Raw genomic sequence first — 14,791 nt, forward strand, 5'->3', positions numbered from 1 at the left:
TCAAGGGGAGGGTAGAAGGCGGAGCGCATCAAAACGGCCAGAGGCCGCCGAGCCAGCCATCGTCGCTGTTCCTGCTCGAATCGTCGGGCGAGGAGGGACGCGGCGCGGGCGCAGCGCCAGGCGCGACCGGCGTGCCGGCACGGGCGGCGTCGACGCGGCGGGCCTCGGCGTCGGCATCGACCGGCGTCGAGCCCGGTTCGGGCGACGGACCTTTCCAGAACAGGACGTCGTTGGCGAAGCTGTCGTCGGAGGCGCGCATGCCCCGCGCGTCGGAGGCGATCTGCTGGCGGATGGCGGGATCGGCGTTCTGCACGCCGGCGGCGGCGAGGAAGTAGCGCTCGCCCGGGCTCATCGTGGCGGGCAGCGTGGAGGCGACGGTCGCCTGGTCGGCGTTGAACAGCGCGTTCTGCGCGGACTGGGTCGGCTCGATCTGGTTGGTCGGCGCGGTGCCCGGCGCCGGCGGCTTCAGGTTGAAGTCGGGCGGGATGACGAGCGGCGCCTTGGTGACGACCGCGAACTCGTCCGGCGAATCCTTGCCCTGGCCCGAGGCGCTGCGGATCTGCTCGCAGCCGGACAGCGCGGCGGCCGCGGCGAGCGCGATGGCCAGAAGGGTGCGCGAATGCATGGACTACTCCCGAACTTGTCTATTCCGTTCAACCCGGTTCGTGGCCCGGGTGCGCCTCCGGCCGCATCAGCGCGTCGTACAGCAGCGCGATCACGCCGAAGGTGATCGCCGCGTCGGCCACGTTGAACACATACCAGTCATAGCCGAAGACGTAAAAGTGGAAAAAGTCGGCAACCTTTCCGTAGATCAGCCGGTCGATCAGGTTGTTCCCGATGGCGCCGCCGATAACCAGGCCCAGCCCGATCGCCAGCGCCCGCCTTGTCGCGTTCCACAGCCACCATCCGAGGCCGATTACCGCCAAAAGCGACAGGAAAACCAGGAAGGCCGAGCCCAGCCGGCTGTGCGCCGGGAACAGGCCGTAGCTGACGCCGGGATTCCAGACCATCACGAGATTAAAGAACGGCAATACTTGGATGGCCTGGCCGGCAACCATGTCCTTGAAGCCATAGCCGTAGAGCAGGAGCAGCTTGCTCGCCTGGTCCAGCAGCAGGGCGAGCGCGGCCGAGGCCAGGCCCCAATCGCGCGGGGACATGGTTAGCGGCATGGGGCTGCTCCGTTCTCCTCCCCCGCTGTAGCGGAGGAGGTGCCGAGCGAAGCGGTCCGTAGCGACAGCGTACGGACGAGGGGGCCATCGCACAGGCCCCCTCCGTCACGGCTCCGCTTCGCTACGCCGTGCCACCTCCCCCGCAACAGCGGGGGAGGAAAAAGCTCAAGCGGCATCGACGGCCTCGCTGCAGCGGTTGCAGAGGTCGGGATGGTTCGGGTGGGTGCCGACCTCGGGCAGGATCATCCAGCAGCGGGCGCATTTGTCGCCCTCGGCGTGATGGAATTCCACCGCCGCGCCGGCGACGTCGGGCAGGCGGAAGACGTCGTCCGGCGGCGTATGGGTGGAGACCTTGGCGCCCGAAGTGATCGCGATCTCGCCGAGATCGAGGCCGTCGAACAGCGCGGCATCGGCCGCCTCGGCGACATAGAGCACGGGCCGCGCTTCCAGGCTGGCGCCGATCACCTTGTCGCGGCGCTTGAGCTCCAGCGCGCCGGTGACGACGCGGCGGAGCGTGCGGATGCGGTTCCACTTTTCGATCAGCGCGTCGTTCCGCCAGCCCTCCGGCGTCGCGGGAAAGACCTGGAGATGGACGCTCTCATGCTCGCCGGGGAAGCGGTGCAGCCAGGCTTCTTCCATGGTGAAGCAGAGCAGCGGCGCCAGCCAGGTGACGACGCGGCGGAAGACCTCGTCGGTCACGGTGCGGGCGGAGCGGCGGCGCACCGCGCGTTTCGAGTCGCAATAGAGCGAGTCCTTGCGGATGTCGAAATAGAACGCCGAGAGTTCGTTGGTGCAGAACGAGAAGACCGTGTTGTAGACGCGGTTGAAGTCGTAGCTCTCGTAACCCTCGCGCACCAAGCCGTCGAGCTCGGCGAGCTTGGCGAGGATGTAGCGCTCCAGCTCCGGCATTTCGGCCGGCGCGATGCGCTCGGCCTCGTCGAAGCCCGAAAGGTTCGCCAGCATGAAGCGGATCGTGTTGCGCAGGCGGCGATAGGCGTCGGCATTCGCCTGGATGACGTCGCTGCCCATGCGCAGGTCTTGCGTGAAATCCGAGGAGGCGACCCAGAGACGGAAGATGTCGGCGCCGTTCTTCTCGGCGATCGCCTGGGGCAGGATCACATTGCCGACCGATTTCGACATCTTGTCGCCCTCGCGGTCGAGCACGAAGCCGGCGGTCAGGACTTCGTCATAGGGCGCGCGGCCGCGCGTGGCGCAGCTTTCCAGCAGCGAGGACTGGAACCAGCCGCGATGCTGGTCGGAGCCTTCGAGATAGAGGTCGGCATGGTCCTTCCGCGGCCATTCCGGCTCCAGCGGCTGCTCCACCGTGAAGACGTGAGTCGAGCCGGAGTCGAACCAGACATCGAGGATGTCCTTCACCTGCTCGTAGTCGTCGGCGTTGCGGTCAGGCCCAAGGAAGCGCGCGGCGGAGCCGGGCTTGTACCAGGCGTCGGCGCCTTCTTCGCGGAAGGCCTCGGTGATGCGGGCGTTGACCTCGGGATCGAACAGCACGGCCTGCGTCTTCTTCTCGACGAAGATCGCGAGCGGCACGCCCCAGGCGCGCTGGCGCGAGAGGACCCAGTCGGGCCGGTCCTTCACCATGCCGGCGAGGCGGTTCTCGCCGGATTTGGGGAACCATTTGGTGTCGTGGATCGCCGTCATGGCGCGGGCGCGCAGCGTGTCGGCCGGATCGCCGGTGATCGGCTTGTCCATCGCGACGAACCATTGCGGCGTGGCGCGGAAGATCACCGGCGCGCGGGAGCGCCACGAATGCGGATAGGAATGGCGGAGCGTGCCCTGGGCGAGCAGCGCGTGGGCCTCGATCAGCGCGGCGATGACGGATTTGTTGGCGTCGCCGTCCTTCTTGCCGTCGCGCGACAGGATGAACTTGCCGGCAAACAGCGGGACGTTGGCCGAGAACGAACCGTCTTCCTTCACGACGTTGAACGCGTCGGGATTGGTCCGCGCATAGTCGGGGAAATTGTGGAGGATGAGTTCGAAGTCTTCCTCGCCATGGCCGGGCGCGGTGTGGACGAAACCGGTGCCGGTGTCGGCGGTGACGTGGTCGCCTGGGAGGACGGGCACGTCGAAGTCGAAGCCCTGGCCGCGGAACGGATGCGCGGCGAGCGCGCCCTTCGGATCGGCTGCGCCGAGACGATTCAGCACGATCTTCGCATGCTTGGCGGTCTGATCGGCCAGCGCATCGGCCAGCGCGATCCTCTCGCCCGGCTTGGCAAGAGCGCCCTCCTCGACGGCGGTCACTTCATAGAGGCCGTAATCCATCGTCGGCGAATAGGCGATGGCGCGATTGCCGGGGATGGTCCAGGGCGTCGTCGTCCAGATCACGATGCTGGCGCCCTTGAGCGCGCCGGAGACGACCGGAAACTTCACATAGATCGTCGGGCTGGTCTTGTCGTGATACTCGACCTCGGCCTCGGCGAGCGCGGTCTTCTCCACCGGCGACCACATCACGGGGCGGAAGCCGCGATAGAGCAGCTTGTTGGCGACGAATTTGTGCAGCTCGCCGGCGATCACCGCCTCGGCGCGGTAGTCCATCGTGGTGTAGGGCTTGTACCATTCGCCCATGCAGCCAAGCCGGATAAACTGCTTGCGCTGGACGCCGATCCAGTGCTCGGCGAAGGCGCGGCAATCCTTGCGCAGCACGTCGATCGGCACGTCGTCCTTCGACTTGCCTTCCTTGCGGTATTTCTCCTCGATCTTCCATTCGATCGGCAGGCCGTGGCAGTCCCAGCCCGGGATGTAGGGCGCGTCGTAACCGAGGAAGCCTCTGCTCCGCACCACGATGTCCTTCAGCACCTTGTTCAGGCCGGTGCCGGAATGGATTTCGCCGTTCGCGTAGGGCGGGCCGTCATGCAGGACGAAGAGCGGGCGGCCTTTCGCCTGTTTGCGGATGCGACCGTAGAGATCGATCGCGTCCCAGCGCGCCAGCCATTGCGGCTCGGCCTTGGGCAGGCCGGCCTGCATGGGAAAGGAGGTTTCGGGCAGGAAGAGCGTGGCGCGGTAGTCGTGCGCGTCGGAGGGGGTGTCGGTCTTGGACATGTCTTTCAGGCTTTCGCGGGAGTGTGTGGGATCGAGACCCGGCCGTCCGCGCGTAAGGGCTTACCCCCGGCACGGAGCCGGGCGGCAAATTCGCGAATGTCCCGCGAAATCAAGCATCTGGTTCAAGCCCGCCAAATCAGCCCGTGCGTTCTAACAGCGGGGCGGGGACGGGTCCAGCGGCCATGTTTCCTGCCCGCTTTTGCGGGGGAGGCGGCACGCGAAGCGCAGCGTAGGCTGACGGAGGGCGTCTTCGCGCGGTCCCCCTCCGCCTCGCTGCGCTCGGCACCTCCCCAACAGCGGGGGAGGAAATTCATTGCACAACGGCGAGGACCTTTCGTGCCGCCTCGCCGTCCTTCGCGATCTGCGCCTTCAGGGCCTCCAGACCGTCGAGCTTCGCTTCGGGGCGGAGATAGGCCACGAACTCCACCGCCATGTGCTTGCCGTAGAGGTCGCCGGAAAAATCGAACAGATAGGTCTCCAGCATCGGGACCTTGGTCTCGAACATCGGGCGGATGCCGAAATTGGCCACGCCGTCATGGTTCGACACCACCGCGTCGTCCTCGAACACTTTCGCCCGCACCGCATAGATGCCGAAGGCGGGCTGGAGACTGTCGACGAGGCGCATGTTCGCGGTCGGAAAGCCGATGGTGCGGCCGCGCTTGTCGCCGTGCTCGACGCGGCCCTCCACCGACCAGGGATGGCCGAGCAGCCGCGCGGCAAGATCGGGCTTGCCCGCCTTCAGCGCGTCGCGGATCTCGGTCGAGGAGATCTTGTCGCTGCCATGCGCCAGCACCGGATCGAACAGCGTGACGCCGAAACCCTCCATCTCGCCCATATAGGCCAGCATCGTCGTGTTGCCCGCCCTGCCCTTGCCGAACTGGAAATCGCGGCCGACCACGACGGCGCCGACGGCGAGGCCGTCCACCAGCACGTCCATCACGAAATCGGGCGCCGCCTTGGCCGCCATCCCGGCATCGAAGGCGAGCGCATAGAGCACGTCGGCGCCCAGCCCGGCGATCAGCCGCGCCTTCGCGCGGAACGGCGTCAGGCGGAACGATTCGGGCGAGGGACGGAAGAATTCCTGCGGATGCGGCTCGAAGGCGAGGACGCCGAGGGGGGCGTGACGCTCCTCCGCCATGCGGCGCGCCTCGCCGATCAATGCCTGATGGCCCAGATGCACGCCGTCGAAATTGCCGACCGCCACCACCGCGCCCTTATAGGCGTCGGGAACATCGTTGGCGTGGCGGAAGATTTTCATCATCTACCCTCTCTCAAGGGGAGGGTGGAACGGTGCGCTTGAGGCCGAACCCGCAAACATCACCCCTTGGGTTTTGCCGGCGCCATGACGAGGGCCTCGCCGTCGACCACGGTGGTCTCGCCGACCTTGGCAACGCAGTCGAACACCACGCGGCGCTTCTCCGGCACGACCTCGCGCACCGTGCAGGTCGCCACCACCGTGTCGCCGATGCGCACCGGCGCCTTGAAGCGCGTGGTCAGCGACATGAAGATCGTGCCCGGGCCCGGCATCTTCATGCCGAGCACGGTCGAGATGTAGCTCGCCGACAGCACCCCATGGGCGATGCGGCCCTTGAAGATCGTGGTTTTGGCGAAATCCTCGTCGAAATGTACGGGATTGGTGTCGCCGGACACCTCGCCGAACTTCTCGATGTCGGACTCGGTGACGGTCTTGGCGAAGCTCTCCGACATGCCGGGCTTCAGGTCTTCGATGTAATAGGGCATGGGCGCCTCGTGTTGCCGACAGATGTTCTATCGGTTCGCGCCGCTACCAGACAAGCGCCCGCATCGCCGCGATCGCATGAAGGCCGGCGCCCGCGAACAGCTCGGCCATGTGGGCCGCGGTGAACGCCTTGACGTCCTCGCCATGGATGCCGTCGGCGATGAACACCGCGTCGATGCCGGCCGCGTTGGCGCCCTTGATGTCGGTGGCGAGGCCGTCGCCGATGGCCAGGAAGCGGCGGGCGCCGCCGGCCACTGCGCGGACATGGTCATAAATCGGACGGTGCGGCTTGCCGTAGTAGACGACCTCGCCGCCAAGGCTCTCATAGGCCTTCGCCAGGGCGCCGGCGCAGTGCACGAGCCTGCCGCCGCGCTGCACGACGAGATCGGGATTGGCGCAGATCATCGCAAGGCTCCGCGCCTTCATCCGGGCCAGCAATTCCCGGTAGTCGGCCGGACCTTCGGTCTCGTCCTCGTAGAGGCCGGTGCAGACCACGACATCGGCGCGGGCGAGGTCGGTGCGTTGGAGATCGAGGCCGGCGAACAAGCCGAGGTCGCGCTCCGGGCCGAGATGCATGATCGCGGCGCCGCGCCGGCGCGCCAGCTCCTCCCGCGTCGCGCCGCCGGAGGTGACGATGGCGTCGTAGCAGTCGAGCGGCACGCCGAGGCGTTCGAACTGGTCTTCGAGATCGGACGGCGGCCGCGGCGCGTTGGAGAGCAGGATGACGCGGCCGTGATTCGCGCGGAAGGTCTTGAGCGCGGCGCAGGCCGGCGCGAAGGCCGCGTGCCCGTTGTGCAGCACGCCCCACACGTCGCAGACCAGCGCGTCGTAGCCGGGCGCGACGGCGGCGAGATGTTCGAGAAGGAGCGGTGCGGCGGCCATGACGTAGCGGTCGCATACCGGCGGCAGTGCGGTCAATGCCGGACGTTCGTCGCGCGAAGCGCAATTGAAAAGATTCACGCGGAGCCGCGGAGGCGTGGAGACGTACAGCGCTCCGCGTCTCCGCGTGAAACTTTGCGTTGGCGCTCCGCGCCGTCAGAAATAATGCGAGATGCGTATCAGCGCGTTGGCGGCTTCGGGGATGCTGCCGTAGTCGGAGCGGCGGCCGCCGAAGGTGGCATCGACGAGGCCGCCGACCTGCCAGGTTCGCGACAGAACATAATCCGCGTCGAACTGCGCGAGGCCGGAGCCGTCACGCGTATCGGCGAGGATGAAGCCGGTAAGGCCGAGATCGTGGACAAATGCGTCCGCCCAGGCGGCGCGGAAGAAGACGCTGGACCGCGCGACCGGCTCCTGGCGGTCGGCGGCGTAGCCGCGGATGAACCAGAGGGCACCCCGCGTCCCGTCGTCGCCCGTCGCGCCGGTCGCGAACCAGTCGCGCCAGTCGGCACCGGAGAAGCCGGCCTGGTGATAATGGTATTCGAGGTCGAAGGTGAACTCGTCCGCCGTTGCATAGGATGCGCCGACGGCGAGGTCGCTGCGGAAGGCGCGGGAATCGTCATGCGGCAGGATGCCGGCCGCCGGCGGCGGCAGGGCGTGCGTCGCAATGCCGGAAGCGAGTGCGTCGGCGACCAGGCTTCGCCGTTCGCCGCCGCTCCATTCGATATAGCCGATAACGGATTTTCCGAAGGCGCGGGTGAGGTCGAACCCGGCAAAGCTGTCGCCGCCTTCGCCGTAGAACAGAATTTCCGGCGAAAGGTCGTCGGCGAGCCGGACGCTCGCCTTGGCCAGAAAGCGGGTGCGCGCATTGGTGCGGTCGAACATCGGATCGAAGCTGGGCAGATCGTCATGGGCGTAGAGCGCGCCCAGGCGTGCGATCTTGGGCGCCAGCGCGACGGTCAGCGAAAATCCGTTCCACACGCCCTGCCCCAGCACCATCAGCGTGCCGAGCCGGTCCTCGCGCAGCACGGAGGGATCGGCCGAGAGCGGCTCGACCACGGCGCGGGTCTTGAAATAGTCAGTCGGATTGAAGCCGAGCGCCACGCCGCTCTTCAGGTTGATGCGGCCGGCTTCGAGGAAGAGGCCGCCGCCGGCGTCCCAGGCGAGATAGGCCTCGCGCAGATCGTGGCGGATGTTCTCATGGCCGGGAAAGGGCAGATCGTCCTCGGCGCGCAGATTGAGACGGCCGCTGTAGTGGAGGCTCAGCGCGTCGTTCAGCCGCCATTGCAGGCGGGCGTCGAGGAACAGCCGCTCCTCCCAGGAGGGCGACGGCGCGGGCGGCAGCGGCACGGCGAGCGCGGAGCGGACGGCATAAGACGCGAGATCGTCCTGCACATAATAGATGCCGGTCAGGGACGCGGCCGGTGCGAGCGGCGCCGATGGGTTCGCGGGCGGCGGGATGCGGCCGAGATCGGCGTCGTCGTCCCCGCGCGCCGGCGCGGCCAGCGACAGCAGCGCGAGCGTGAGCACCGCGATGCGCCGCATCACTCCGCCTTCACCTGCGGGAGATAGTCGCGCTGGAACCAGAAATCCGGGATATCGCGGTATTGCATGTCGGAGAAATCGAGCGTGGTCACCAATGCCGGATTGACGGCGTCGATGATGACGGCCTCCGCGGGGCGCACGCCATCGAGGCTCGGCCGGAAATCGCGGTAGTAGAGGATCTTCAGCAGGCGCCCGCTGTCGGAATAGAACTTCGCCTTGATCGGATTGTAGCTGCCCTGCTCCACCCAGTATTCGACGCGGTTGTAGGTCGCGCTCTCATTGGCGGGCTTGAGGTCCAGATGCCAGCAGGCGCGCTTGCCGCGATCCGCGTCCGCGATCGTCTCGGTGCCCAGGAGGGTCGCGGCGTAGTTGACCGCCAGGTTCTCCGTCAGCAGATCGCCGGCCGAGGCCTGGCCGGTGAGGATCTGCTGCGGCGGGATGCGGATGCTGTCCTTCGAGGCGGGGTCGTAGAACCACAGCACATTGCCGCGGAACAAGACCATCTTGCCGGCGTCGCGCGGCGGATCGACATAGATCACCAGGTCGCGGAACTGGCGCGTCGCCGGATCGATCTTGGAATAGACGCTGAAGACGGTCTTGTCGGTGGGCTTGCCGTTTTCGTATTCGACGGTCGTGGAGGTCAGGTGGAACGGCCGGTCCGGATTGCGCACCCGGTCGGCGCCGGCGACGATCTCCTGCGCCGTGTCGGCCTGCGCCGCCGTCGCCGGCAGGCAGGCCAGCAGGAGAACGGCGGCGATCCTATACATGGCGCAGCGCATCGACGATGGGAAGACGCGCGGCACGATTGGCGGGCAGCAGCGCCGCGAGCGTGGCGACCGCGACCAATACGATCCACACGGCGAAAAGGAGTCCGGTCGCGTTCAGCAGATAGAGCTTGAGCGGGATCGGATGGGCGTCGCCCGGCGGGATCCAGGTCAGGCCAAAGCCGTTGACGAGGCCGGTAGCCGCGAAGGCGACGGCGAGGCCCAGCGTCGCGCCGATGACGCCGAGCATCGCGCCCTCGGCCAGGAACTGGCGGCGCACGCGGCTGCGGCGCACGCCGAGCGCCCGCGTGGTGCCGATCTCGTCGGTGCGTTCGACCACGCTCATGCTCATGGCGTTGGAGACGGTGAACAGCACCACGACGCCGATGATGACCGCGATGAAGGAGAACACCGCGACGAAGAAGGCTTCGCTCTGCCCGACATAGGAGCTGATCTCGTTGAAGTCGTGGGTCTCCAGGTTCAGACGATGGGCGGCGATGAGTTCGCGGACGCGGGCGACGGCACGCGGCGTGTCCTCGCTGCGGTGGAGCTGGAGCATGATCGCGGAGACCTTGTGCGGGCCGCGGCCGTAGACGAGCTGTTGCGCCTCAGCCAGATGAAGCTGGACATAGCCGTCGTCCATCTCGCGCGCGCCCTGGACCTCGACTCGCGGAACCCGCACGGTGACGATGTTGGGCGCGCCGCCGGCCGTCGAGGCGAGCAGGTTGAGCGTCGGCGGACCGGAGGGCGCCGTGGCCGACACCCCCTCGCCGGTCATCGCGCTGAAATCCCGCCCCGGCAGCCCCGACACGTCGGCGGCACGCTCCACCGCGTTCTTGGGCTGTTTGGGACAGCTCTTCAGATGCAGGCTCTCGCACATGCCGAGCGTGCGCGCGAAGCCGAATCCGATAGTCGCGACCGTCGAATCGGCTTCGGTCAGGACGGTCGTGTCGCCGCCGGCACGGGTGTCGTATTCGTCCCAGCGCTTCATGCGCGCGAGATCGGAGGGCACGAAGCCGGTCGCGAAATAGGTCTTGGATTGGCCGTTCGCGGGATTCTCGGCGATGCCGGTCAGGAACTGCGCGGGTGTCGCCACGGCGGTCATCGGCGCCAGGACGGGGTCGCGCTTCAGCAGGCGCAGCACGGATTCGTAGTCGTCCATGCCCCAGGCGGCGGGATCGCCGCTGCCGAAATCGAAGAAGCCGTTGCGGTAGACCTGCAGGTGCCCGGTGCGCTGCACTGCGCCGGTCTGAAGCAGGTAGAGATCGTATTGCGCATAGGCGCCGAAGATCAGCATGGCGGCGGCGCCGATGGCGATCGCCAGCACCGTCATGATCGAGCGGCGCGCGTTGCGGAAGATGCTGCGGAAGGCGATCTTGAGCATCATGGCGACGCCAGAAGGCCGTCGCGGATCGTGAAGATGCCGTCGGCATGGGCGATGAGCTGGGGATCGTGGGTGGAGAAGACGAAGGTGGTGTGCGCCTCCGTTTGCATCCGGCGCATCAGCGCGACGATGGCGGCGCCGGTGGCGGTGTCGAGATTGGCGGTCGGCTCGTCGGCCAGGACCAGCGCGGGCTGCTTGACGAGGGCCCGGGCGATGGCGACCCGCTGCTTCTGGCCGCCGGAGAGCTCGTTCGGACGCTGGCCGCGCTGGTCGGCGAGACCCACCGCCTCCAGCATGGCGAGCGTGGCGCGGCGGCGCCGGGCGGCCGGCGCGCCCGTCAGAAGCAGCGGGTATTCGACGTTCTCATAGGCCGACAGCACCGGGATCAGGCTGAAGCCCTGGAAGATGAAGCCGATGGTGCGGGCACGGAAATCCGACAGCGCATTGTCGCCCATGCCGGTGACGTCGCGGCCGGCGATCTCGACCCGGCCGGAGGTCGGCGCGTCGATGCAGCCGATCAGATTCAGGAGCGTGGTCTTGCCGCTGCCGGAGGGGCCGACGACGGTGGTGAAACGGCGCGGCGGAATGTCGAGCGATACGCCCCGCAGCGCCCGCACCTCGGTCTTGCCGACCCGGTAGCTCCGCGCGACGTTGTGGAGGCGCACGACGGGCGCATCGTCGCCGGATTGTTCGACCATCCCTGCCGTCCTTCGACATTGCAGGACGGACGTAGGACGGGCCGGCGCCTAGCGCCAATGATATCGGTTCATGTGTGATATCGAGCGTGTCGATATCAAATGGGAGAATATCCGCCCAGTCGTCTGGATGCCCGCCTGCGCGGGCATGACAAAAGCGTTCTACCCCGCCTTGCGGAGCGGGATGACGGCGGCGTCCTTTTCGACCGCCTTGAGCGTCTCCTCGCGCACCGCGCGCGGCTCGCCGAAGAGATAGCCCTGGGCGTAGTCGACGCCGTAGTCAAGGAGCTGGACGACGGTCTTCTCGTCCTCGACGCGCTCGGCGATCAGGTTGAGGCCGTTGCGTTCGAGCAGCTTCTTGAGGTCCTCCGCCGCGACGGCGGCGCCGGAGCCGCTCATGCCGTAGGCCAGCGTGTGGGCGCGAACCTTCAGATGGCGGAAGCCGGTCTTCTTGAGCTTGGCGAAATCGAGCGCCAGCGAGCCGACGTGGTCCATCGACAGCGCGAAACCGAGGCTGGAGAGATAGGCGAGGTTCGCCTCGCCCGCGCCGCCGGCCTTGGCGACCGCGTCCTGCGCGAACTCGAACACGATATGGCCCGCGAGGTCGCGGTTGTGATGCATGTATTCGAGGAATTGCGGGAAGAATTCCGTGTCGGTCAGCGTGTCGCCCGAGATGTTGCAGAACACGCCGACGTCGCGGCTCTTCTGCGTCAGGCGGCGCACGATCTGCACGCAGCGGAACAGGAGGAGATTGTCGACCACCGACATCAGCCCGGCGGGGGCCGCGACCTTGATGTACTGCTCCGGCATGATGACCTTGCCGTCTTCCGAGCGCAGCCGCGACAGCGCCTCGTAGAAGCGCAGCTTGCGCTGCGGCAGGCTGACGATGGGCTGCAGATAGAGGTCGACGCGGTTCTGCTCCAGCGAGGCGCGGATGGTCTCGAGCATCGCCGAATCGCCGAGCGTGCCCATATAGGCCGAGGCGGTTCCCTGGCGCGGCGCGGGCGCGCGTTCGGCCGCCGGTTCAAGCCCGGCACGCCCCGAAACCTTGCTCGCGAATTCGCGCATCAGGGTTTCGAGGACCTGGAGCTCGGCGACGATCTTCTTGTTCTGGGCGCTGGTCTTGGCCTCGATCGCCTTGGACATGTCGTCCATCTTGACGCGGGTGTCGTTCAGCGCCTGCTCGAACTGGAAGCTGACGCGCTTGAGGCCGGCGATCTCGCGGTCGGCGATGCGCTTGTCGCGGCGGCGGCGGATGGCGGCGTGGGTCTGGGTGCAGCCGAGCGCGAGCACCACGCCGGTCAGAAGGCCGATCGGGACGCCGGCGACCATGAACATCGCGGTCGCGGCGGTGGCGCAGGCGAGAAGATAGGTCGCGACGATCAGGGCACGCGTCATGAAACGGGCTTTCGGCTTCACTGGGCAAGTTTTGCAGGCCGCGCGTTTCGAAAGGATTAACCATGGAACGGGCCGAGGTCGCGGCGGGCGGAGGTTAAGAAGCGGTTAAAAGCGCCTTGCATCTGGTGCAGCCAGTCGACCGGGCGCTACCATGCGTCTTGCACAACTGGCGGAGGAAGACATGACCACGGCCTATGATTTTTCGTTCACGTCGATCGACGGCGGGGCGCTGCCGATGTCGAATTTCAAGGGCAAGACGGTCCTGGTGGTCAATGTCGCGAGCCAGTGCGGGCTGACACCGCAATATGCCGGGCTCGAAGCCTTGTGGACGGCGAAGAAGGACAAGGGGCTCGTCGTGCTCGGCGTGCCGGCGAACAATTTCGGCAGCCAGGAACCCGGCACAGAGGGCGAGATCAAGACGTTCTGCGAGACGAAATTCGGCGTCGACTTCCCGATGACCGCGAAAGAGGACGTGATCGGCCCGGGCGCCCATCCGCTCTACAAATGGATCGCCGGCGAACTCGGCGAGGACGCGGCGCCCAAGTGGAACTTCCACAAATACCTGATCGGCAAGGACGGCAGCATCGCCGGCGTGTTCGGCTCGCGCACGACGCCGGACGATGCGGAAATGAACGCGCAAATCGACAAGGCGCTCGCCACGTAGCCGCCCTTCTCGGTGTCATCCGCCGCTAATGCGGCGGACCCAGGTGAAATCCCGCGAGGAATGCGCAGGCGTCAACTGGGTGCCCCGCATTCGCGGGGCATGACAGTTTTTACAGTGCGAACCTTCGAACGGCGGCCGCCGGGGTCACGTGTTCGTCAGGCGGATCACCACGCGGCGGTTGCGCGGCTCGGACACTTCGTCGGCGGTCGGCACCGCCAGGTGCGTCTCGCCATAGCCATGGGTCTCGATGCGCCGTCCGTTGACGCCCTGTTCCATCAGCGCGTCCGCGACGGTGCCGGCGCGCGCATGGCTGAGGTCGAGATTGTGCTCGGGCGAGCCCGTCGTGTCGGTGTAGCCATCGACCACGATGGTGGCGCCGGGATGGTGGCGGGCTTCCGCGGCCAGCGCCTCGACCACCCGGCCGGCATGCTCCGAAAGATCCGCGGAATCGTTGCGGAACAGGACGCGATCGAGCAGTTCGTAGTCGATCTCCCTGTCGTTGCGCGTCATATGCCAGGGCGCCTGGTTATCGGGGTAGGTGTCGTAGTCGGTGTTGTCCGCACAGCCCGCGAGCAACAAAACGGAAGCGGCCGAAGCCAGCACGATACGCGACATGATCGGTTCCTTTGCGTTTAGGGAACTTCCCCGCTCGCATCGGAAACGATTGTCGCGCCGAAAGGTGGCACTCCGGCCTACATCGGCGGCTTGATGCCGTTCTTCTCGAGGACCAGCGAGCCGACCGCGATCTTGCCGTCGGGCAAGGTGGCGGCGTTGGCGAACACGGTCAGGCCGGGCTTGGGATCGGTCGGCTTGGCCGGCACGATGGCGACGATCTGCGTCGCGGGCGTGACCGAGACGGCGGCGACGCCGGTGCAGCCGCCGGCCGCCGGCGCATGGCCGACGCATTTGCCGTTCACCGTTTCGGCGCCGCGATAGGTCACTTTCAGCGCCCAGCCGCCGGACATCGTGACGGTTCCGTTGGTCATGCTGCCCGCCACGGTCGGCGCGCTGCGCACCACGGCGACGGTGCCGTTGGTCATGCTGCCGGCGCTCTGGGGGCCGCCCGGATGATGGTCCCAGGGATAGGTGCCCTCCCCGACATGGATCGGCAGGATGTGGATCTCCTCGGCCTTCAGCGTGTCGTTCGGACCCGGCACCGCGGTGATGCCGACGAAATCCGTCGCCTTGATCTGGTCGAAGCGCCGCGGCTCCACCGCCGAGAAGAACGTGGTCGGCCCGACCGCGCCGGTCACCGAGGATCCGTCCGCCCTGGTGATGGTGACGGACTTGCCGTCGAAGCTCGCGATGACGCCGCGCACCAGCAGCGGCGCCGGCGGCGCGGCATCGGCCGCGAGCGCGGGCCCGGTCAGAAACGCGAACGCCGCGGTCATCATCAGTGTACGGAATTTCATGCGCGTCTCCTCGATGCGATTTGCCGGCGCCAGTGCATACGAGAACGCCCGCCGGGGCAAGCACACTAGCGGTAAGTTTACCGCGT

At 67.2% G+C, this 14,791-nt stretch carries 14 protein-coding genes; 1 reads left to right on the forward strand and 13 read right to left on the reverse strand.

Translation table 11 applies throughout. The annotated features are described in order from the left end of the window. Positions 1-28 precede the first annotated feature (28 nt). The 11 genes from WDN01_10135 to WDN01_10185 form a co-directional block, all read right to left on the reverse strand. The gene (locus WDN01_10135) at positions 29-625 is read right to left on the reverse strand and encodes a DUF3035 domain-containing protein (GenBank protein ID MEJ0026375.1); all 597 of its coding nucleotides are present in this window, start codon (positions 623-625) and stop codon (positions 29-31) included. A 28-nt stretch (positions 626-653) separates the two neighbouring features. Beyond that, positions 654-1,169: a signal peptidase II gene (lspA, locus tag WDN01_10140; GenBank protein ID MEJ0026376.1), complete on the reverse strand. Its 516-nt coding sequence runs from the start codon at positions 1,167-1,169 to the stop codon at positions 654-656. Positions 1,170-1,334: 165 nt separating this feature from the next. After that, positions 1,335-4,226 (reverse strand): isoleucine--tRNA ligase, encoded by a 2,892-nt coding sequence (ileS, locus tag WDN01_10145; GenBank protein ID MEJ0026377.1) that lies wholly within the window; start codon positions 4,224-4,226, stop codon positions 1,335-1,337. Between the two features lie 310 nt (positions 4,227-4,536). Beyond that, on the reverse strand, positions 4,537-5,487 hold the full coding sequence (locus tag WDN01_10150) for a bifunctional riboflavin kinase/FAD synthetase (protein ID MEJ0026378.1): 951 nt from the start codon (positions 5,485-5,487) through the stop codon (positions 4,537-4,539). A gap of 56 nt (positions 5,488-5,543) precedes the next feature. Further along, positions 5,544-5,966 carry a MaoC family dehydratase gene (locus WDN01_10155; protein ID MEJ0026379.1) on the reverse strand — a complete coding sequence of 141 codons (423 nt, stop codon included), beginning with the start codon at positions 5,964-5,966 and terminating at the stop codon, positions 5,544-5,546. A gap of 43 nt (positions 5,967-6,009) precedes the next feature. Then, a complete protein-coding gene (locus WDN01_10160) occupies positions 6,010-6,882 on the reverse strand; it encodes a TIGR01459 family HAD-type hydrolase (protein ID MEJ0026380.1) in 873 nt (290 codons plus the stop codon). Positions 6,883-6,999: 117 nt separating this feature from the next. Continuing rightward, the gene (locus WDN01_10165; protein MEJ0026381.1) at positions 7,000-8,388 is read right to left on the reverse strand and encodes a hypothetical protein; all 1,389 of its coding nucleotides are present in this window, start codon (positions 8,386-8,388) and stop codon (positions 7,000-7,002) included. After that, the gene (locus WDN01_10170) at positions 8,388-9,155 is read right to left on the reverse strand and encodes an outer membrane lipoprotein-sorting protein (GenBank protein MEJ0026382.1); all 768 of its coding nucleotides are present in this window, start codon (positions 9,153-9,155) and stop codon (positions 8,388-8,390) included. Before WDN01_10170 ends, WDN01_10165 begins: the two co-directional genes overlap by 1 nt. Beyond that, positions 9,148-10,539, reverse strand: a complete 1,392-nt coding sequence (locus WDN01_10175; GenBank protein ID MEJ0026383.1) for an FtsX-like permease family protein — start codon at positions 10,537-10,539, stop codon at positions 9,148-9,150. The genes WDN01_10170 and WDN01_10175 overlap by 8 nt, the downstream gene beginning before the upstream one ends. After that, positions 10,536-11,234 (reverse strand): ABC transporter ATP-binding protein, encoded by a 699-nt coding sequence (locus WDN01_10180; protein ID MEJ0026384.1) that lies wholly within the window; start codon positions 11,232-11,234, stop codon positions 10,536-10,538. Before WDN01_10180 ends, WDN01_10175 begins: the two co-directional genes overlap by 4 nt. Positions 11,235-11,393: 159 nt before the next feature. Continuing rightward, entirely contained in the window at positions 11,394-12,629 is a 1,236-nt protein-coding gene (locus WDN01_10185) for an EAL domain-containing protein (protein ID MEJ0026385.1), read from the reverse strand. Between the two features lie 151 nt (positions 12,630-12,780). Here WDN01_10185 and WDN01_10190 point away from each other — a divergent pair, with 151 nt between their 5' ends. Then, on the forward strand, positions 12,781-13,293 hold the full coding sequence (locus WDN01_10190) for a glutathione peroxidase (protein ID MEJ0026386.1): 513 nt from the start codon (positions 12,781-12,783) through the stop codon (positions 13,291-13,293). 144 nt (positions 13,294-13,437) lie between these two features. Here the strand turns inward: WDN01_10190 and WDN01_10195 are convergent, their stop codons facing one another. Beyond that, positions 13,438-13,908, reverse strand: a complete 471-nt coding sequence (locus WDN01_10195) for an OmpA family protein (protein MEJ0026387.1) — start codon at positions 13,906-13,908, stop codon at positions 13,438-13,440. A gap of 77 nt (positions 13,909-13,985) precedes the next feature. After that, the gene (locus tag WDN01_10200; GenBank protein MEJ0026388.1) at positions 13,986-14,705 is read right to left on the reverse strand and encodes a hypothetical protein; all 720 of its coding nucleotides are present in this window, start codon (positions 14,703-14,705) and stop codon (positions 13,986-13,988) included. Between the last annotated feature and the right edge of the window lie 86 nt (positions 14,706-14,791).

The sequence above is a fragment of the Rhizomicrobium sp. genome, assembly GCA_037200985.1.
Taxonomy (GTDB): domain Bacteria; phylum Pseudomonadota; class Alphaproteobacteria; order Micropepsales; family Micropepsaceae; genus Rhizomicrobium.

Coding starts and splice junctions, on each gene's coding strand:
- WDN01_10135 (MEJ0026375.1), bottom strand. CDS start 625: ATGCATTCGCGCACCCTTCTGGCCATCGCGCTCGCCGCGGCCGCCGCG.
- lspA (MEJ0026376.1), bottom strand. CDS start 1,169: ATGCCGCTAACCATGTCCCCGCGCGATTGGGGCCTGGCCTCGGCCGCG.
- ileS (MEJ0026377.1), bottom strand. CDS start 4,226: ATGTCCAAGACCGACACCCCCTCCGACGCGCACGACTACCGCGCCACG.
- WDN01_10150 (MEJ0026378.1), bottom strand. CDS start 5,487: ATGATGAAAATCTTCCGCCACGCCAACGATGTTCCCGACGCCTATAAG.
- WDN01_10155 (MEJ0026379.1), bottom strand. CDS start 5,966: ATGCCCTATTACATCGAAGACCTGAAGCCCGGCATGTCGGAGAGCTTC.
- WDN01_10165 (MEJ0026381.1), bottom strand. CDS start 8,388: ATGCGGCGCATCGCGGTGCTCACGCTCGCGCTGCTGTCGCTGGCCGCG.
- WDN01_10170 (MEJ0026382.1), bottom strand. CDS start 9,155: ATGTATAGGATCGCCGCCGTTCTCCTGCTGGCCTGCCTGCCGGCGACG.
- WDN01_10175 (MEJ0026383.1), bottom strand. CDS start 10,539: ATGATGCTCAAGATCGCCTTCCGCAGCATCTTCCGCAACGCGCGCCGC.
- WDN01_10180 (MEJ0026384.1), bottom strand. CDS start 11,234: ATGGTCGAACAATCCGGCGACGATGCGCCCGTCGTGCGCCTCCACAAC.
- WDN01_10185 (MEJ0026385.1), bottom strand. CDS start 12,629: ATGACGCGTGCCCTGATCGTCGCGACCTATCTTCTCGCCTGCGCCACC.
- WDN01_10190 (MEJ0026386.1), top strand. CDS start 12,781: ATGCGTCTTGCACAACTGGCGGAGGAAGACATGACCACGGCCTATGAT.
- WDN01_10195 (MEJ0026387.1), bottom strand. CDS start 13,908: ATGTCGCGTATCGTGCTGGCTTCGGCCGCTTCCGTTTTGTTGCTCGCG.
- WDN01_10200 (MEJ0026388.1), bottom strand. CDS start 14,705: ATGAAATTCCGTACACTGATGATGACCGCGGCGTTCGCGTTTCTGACC.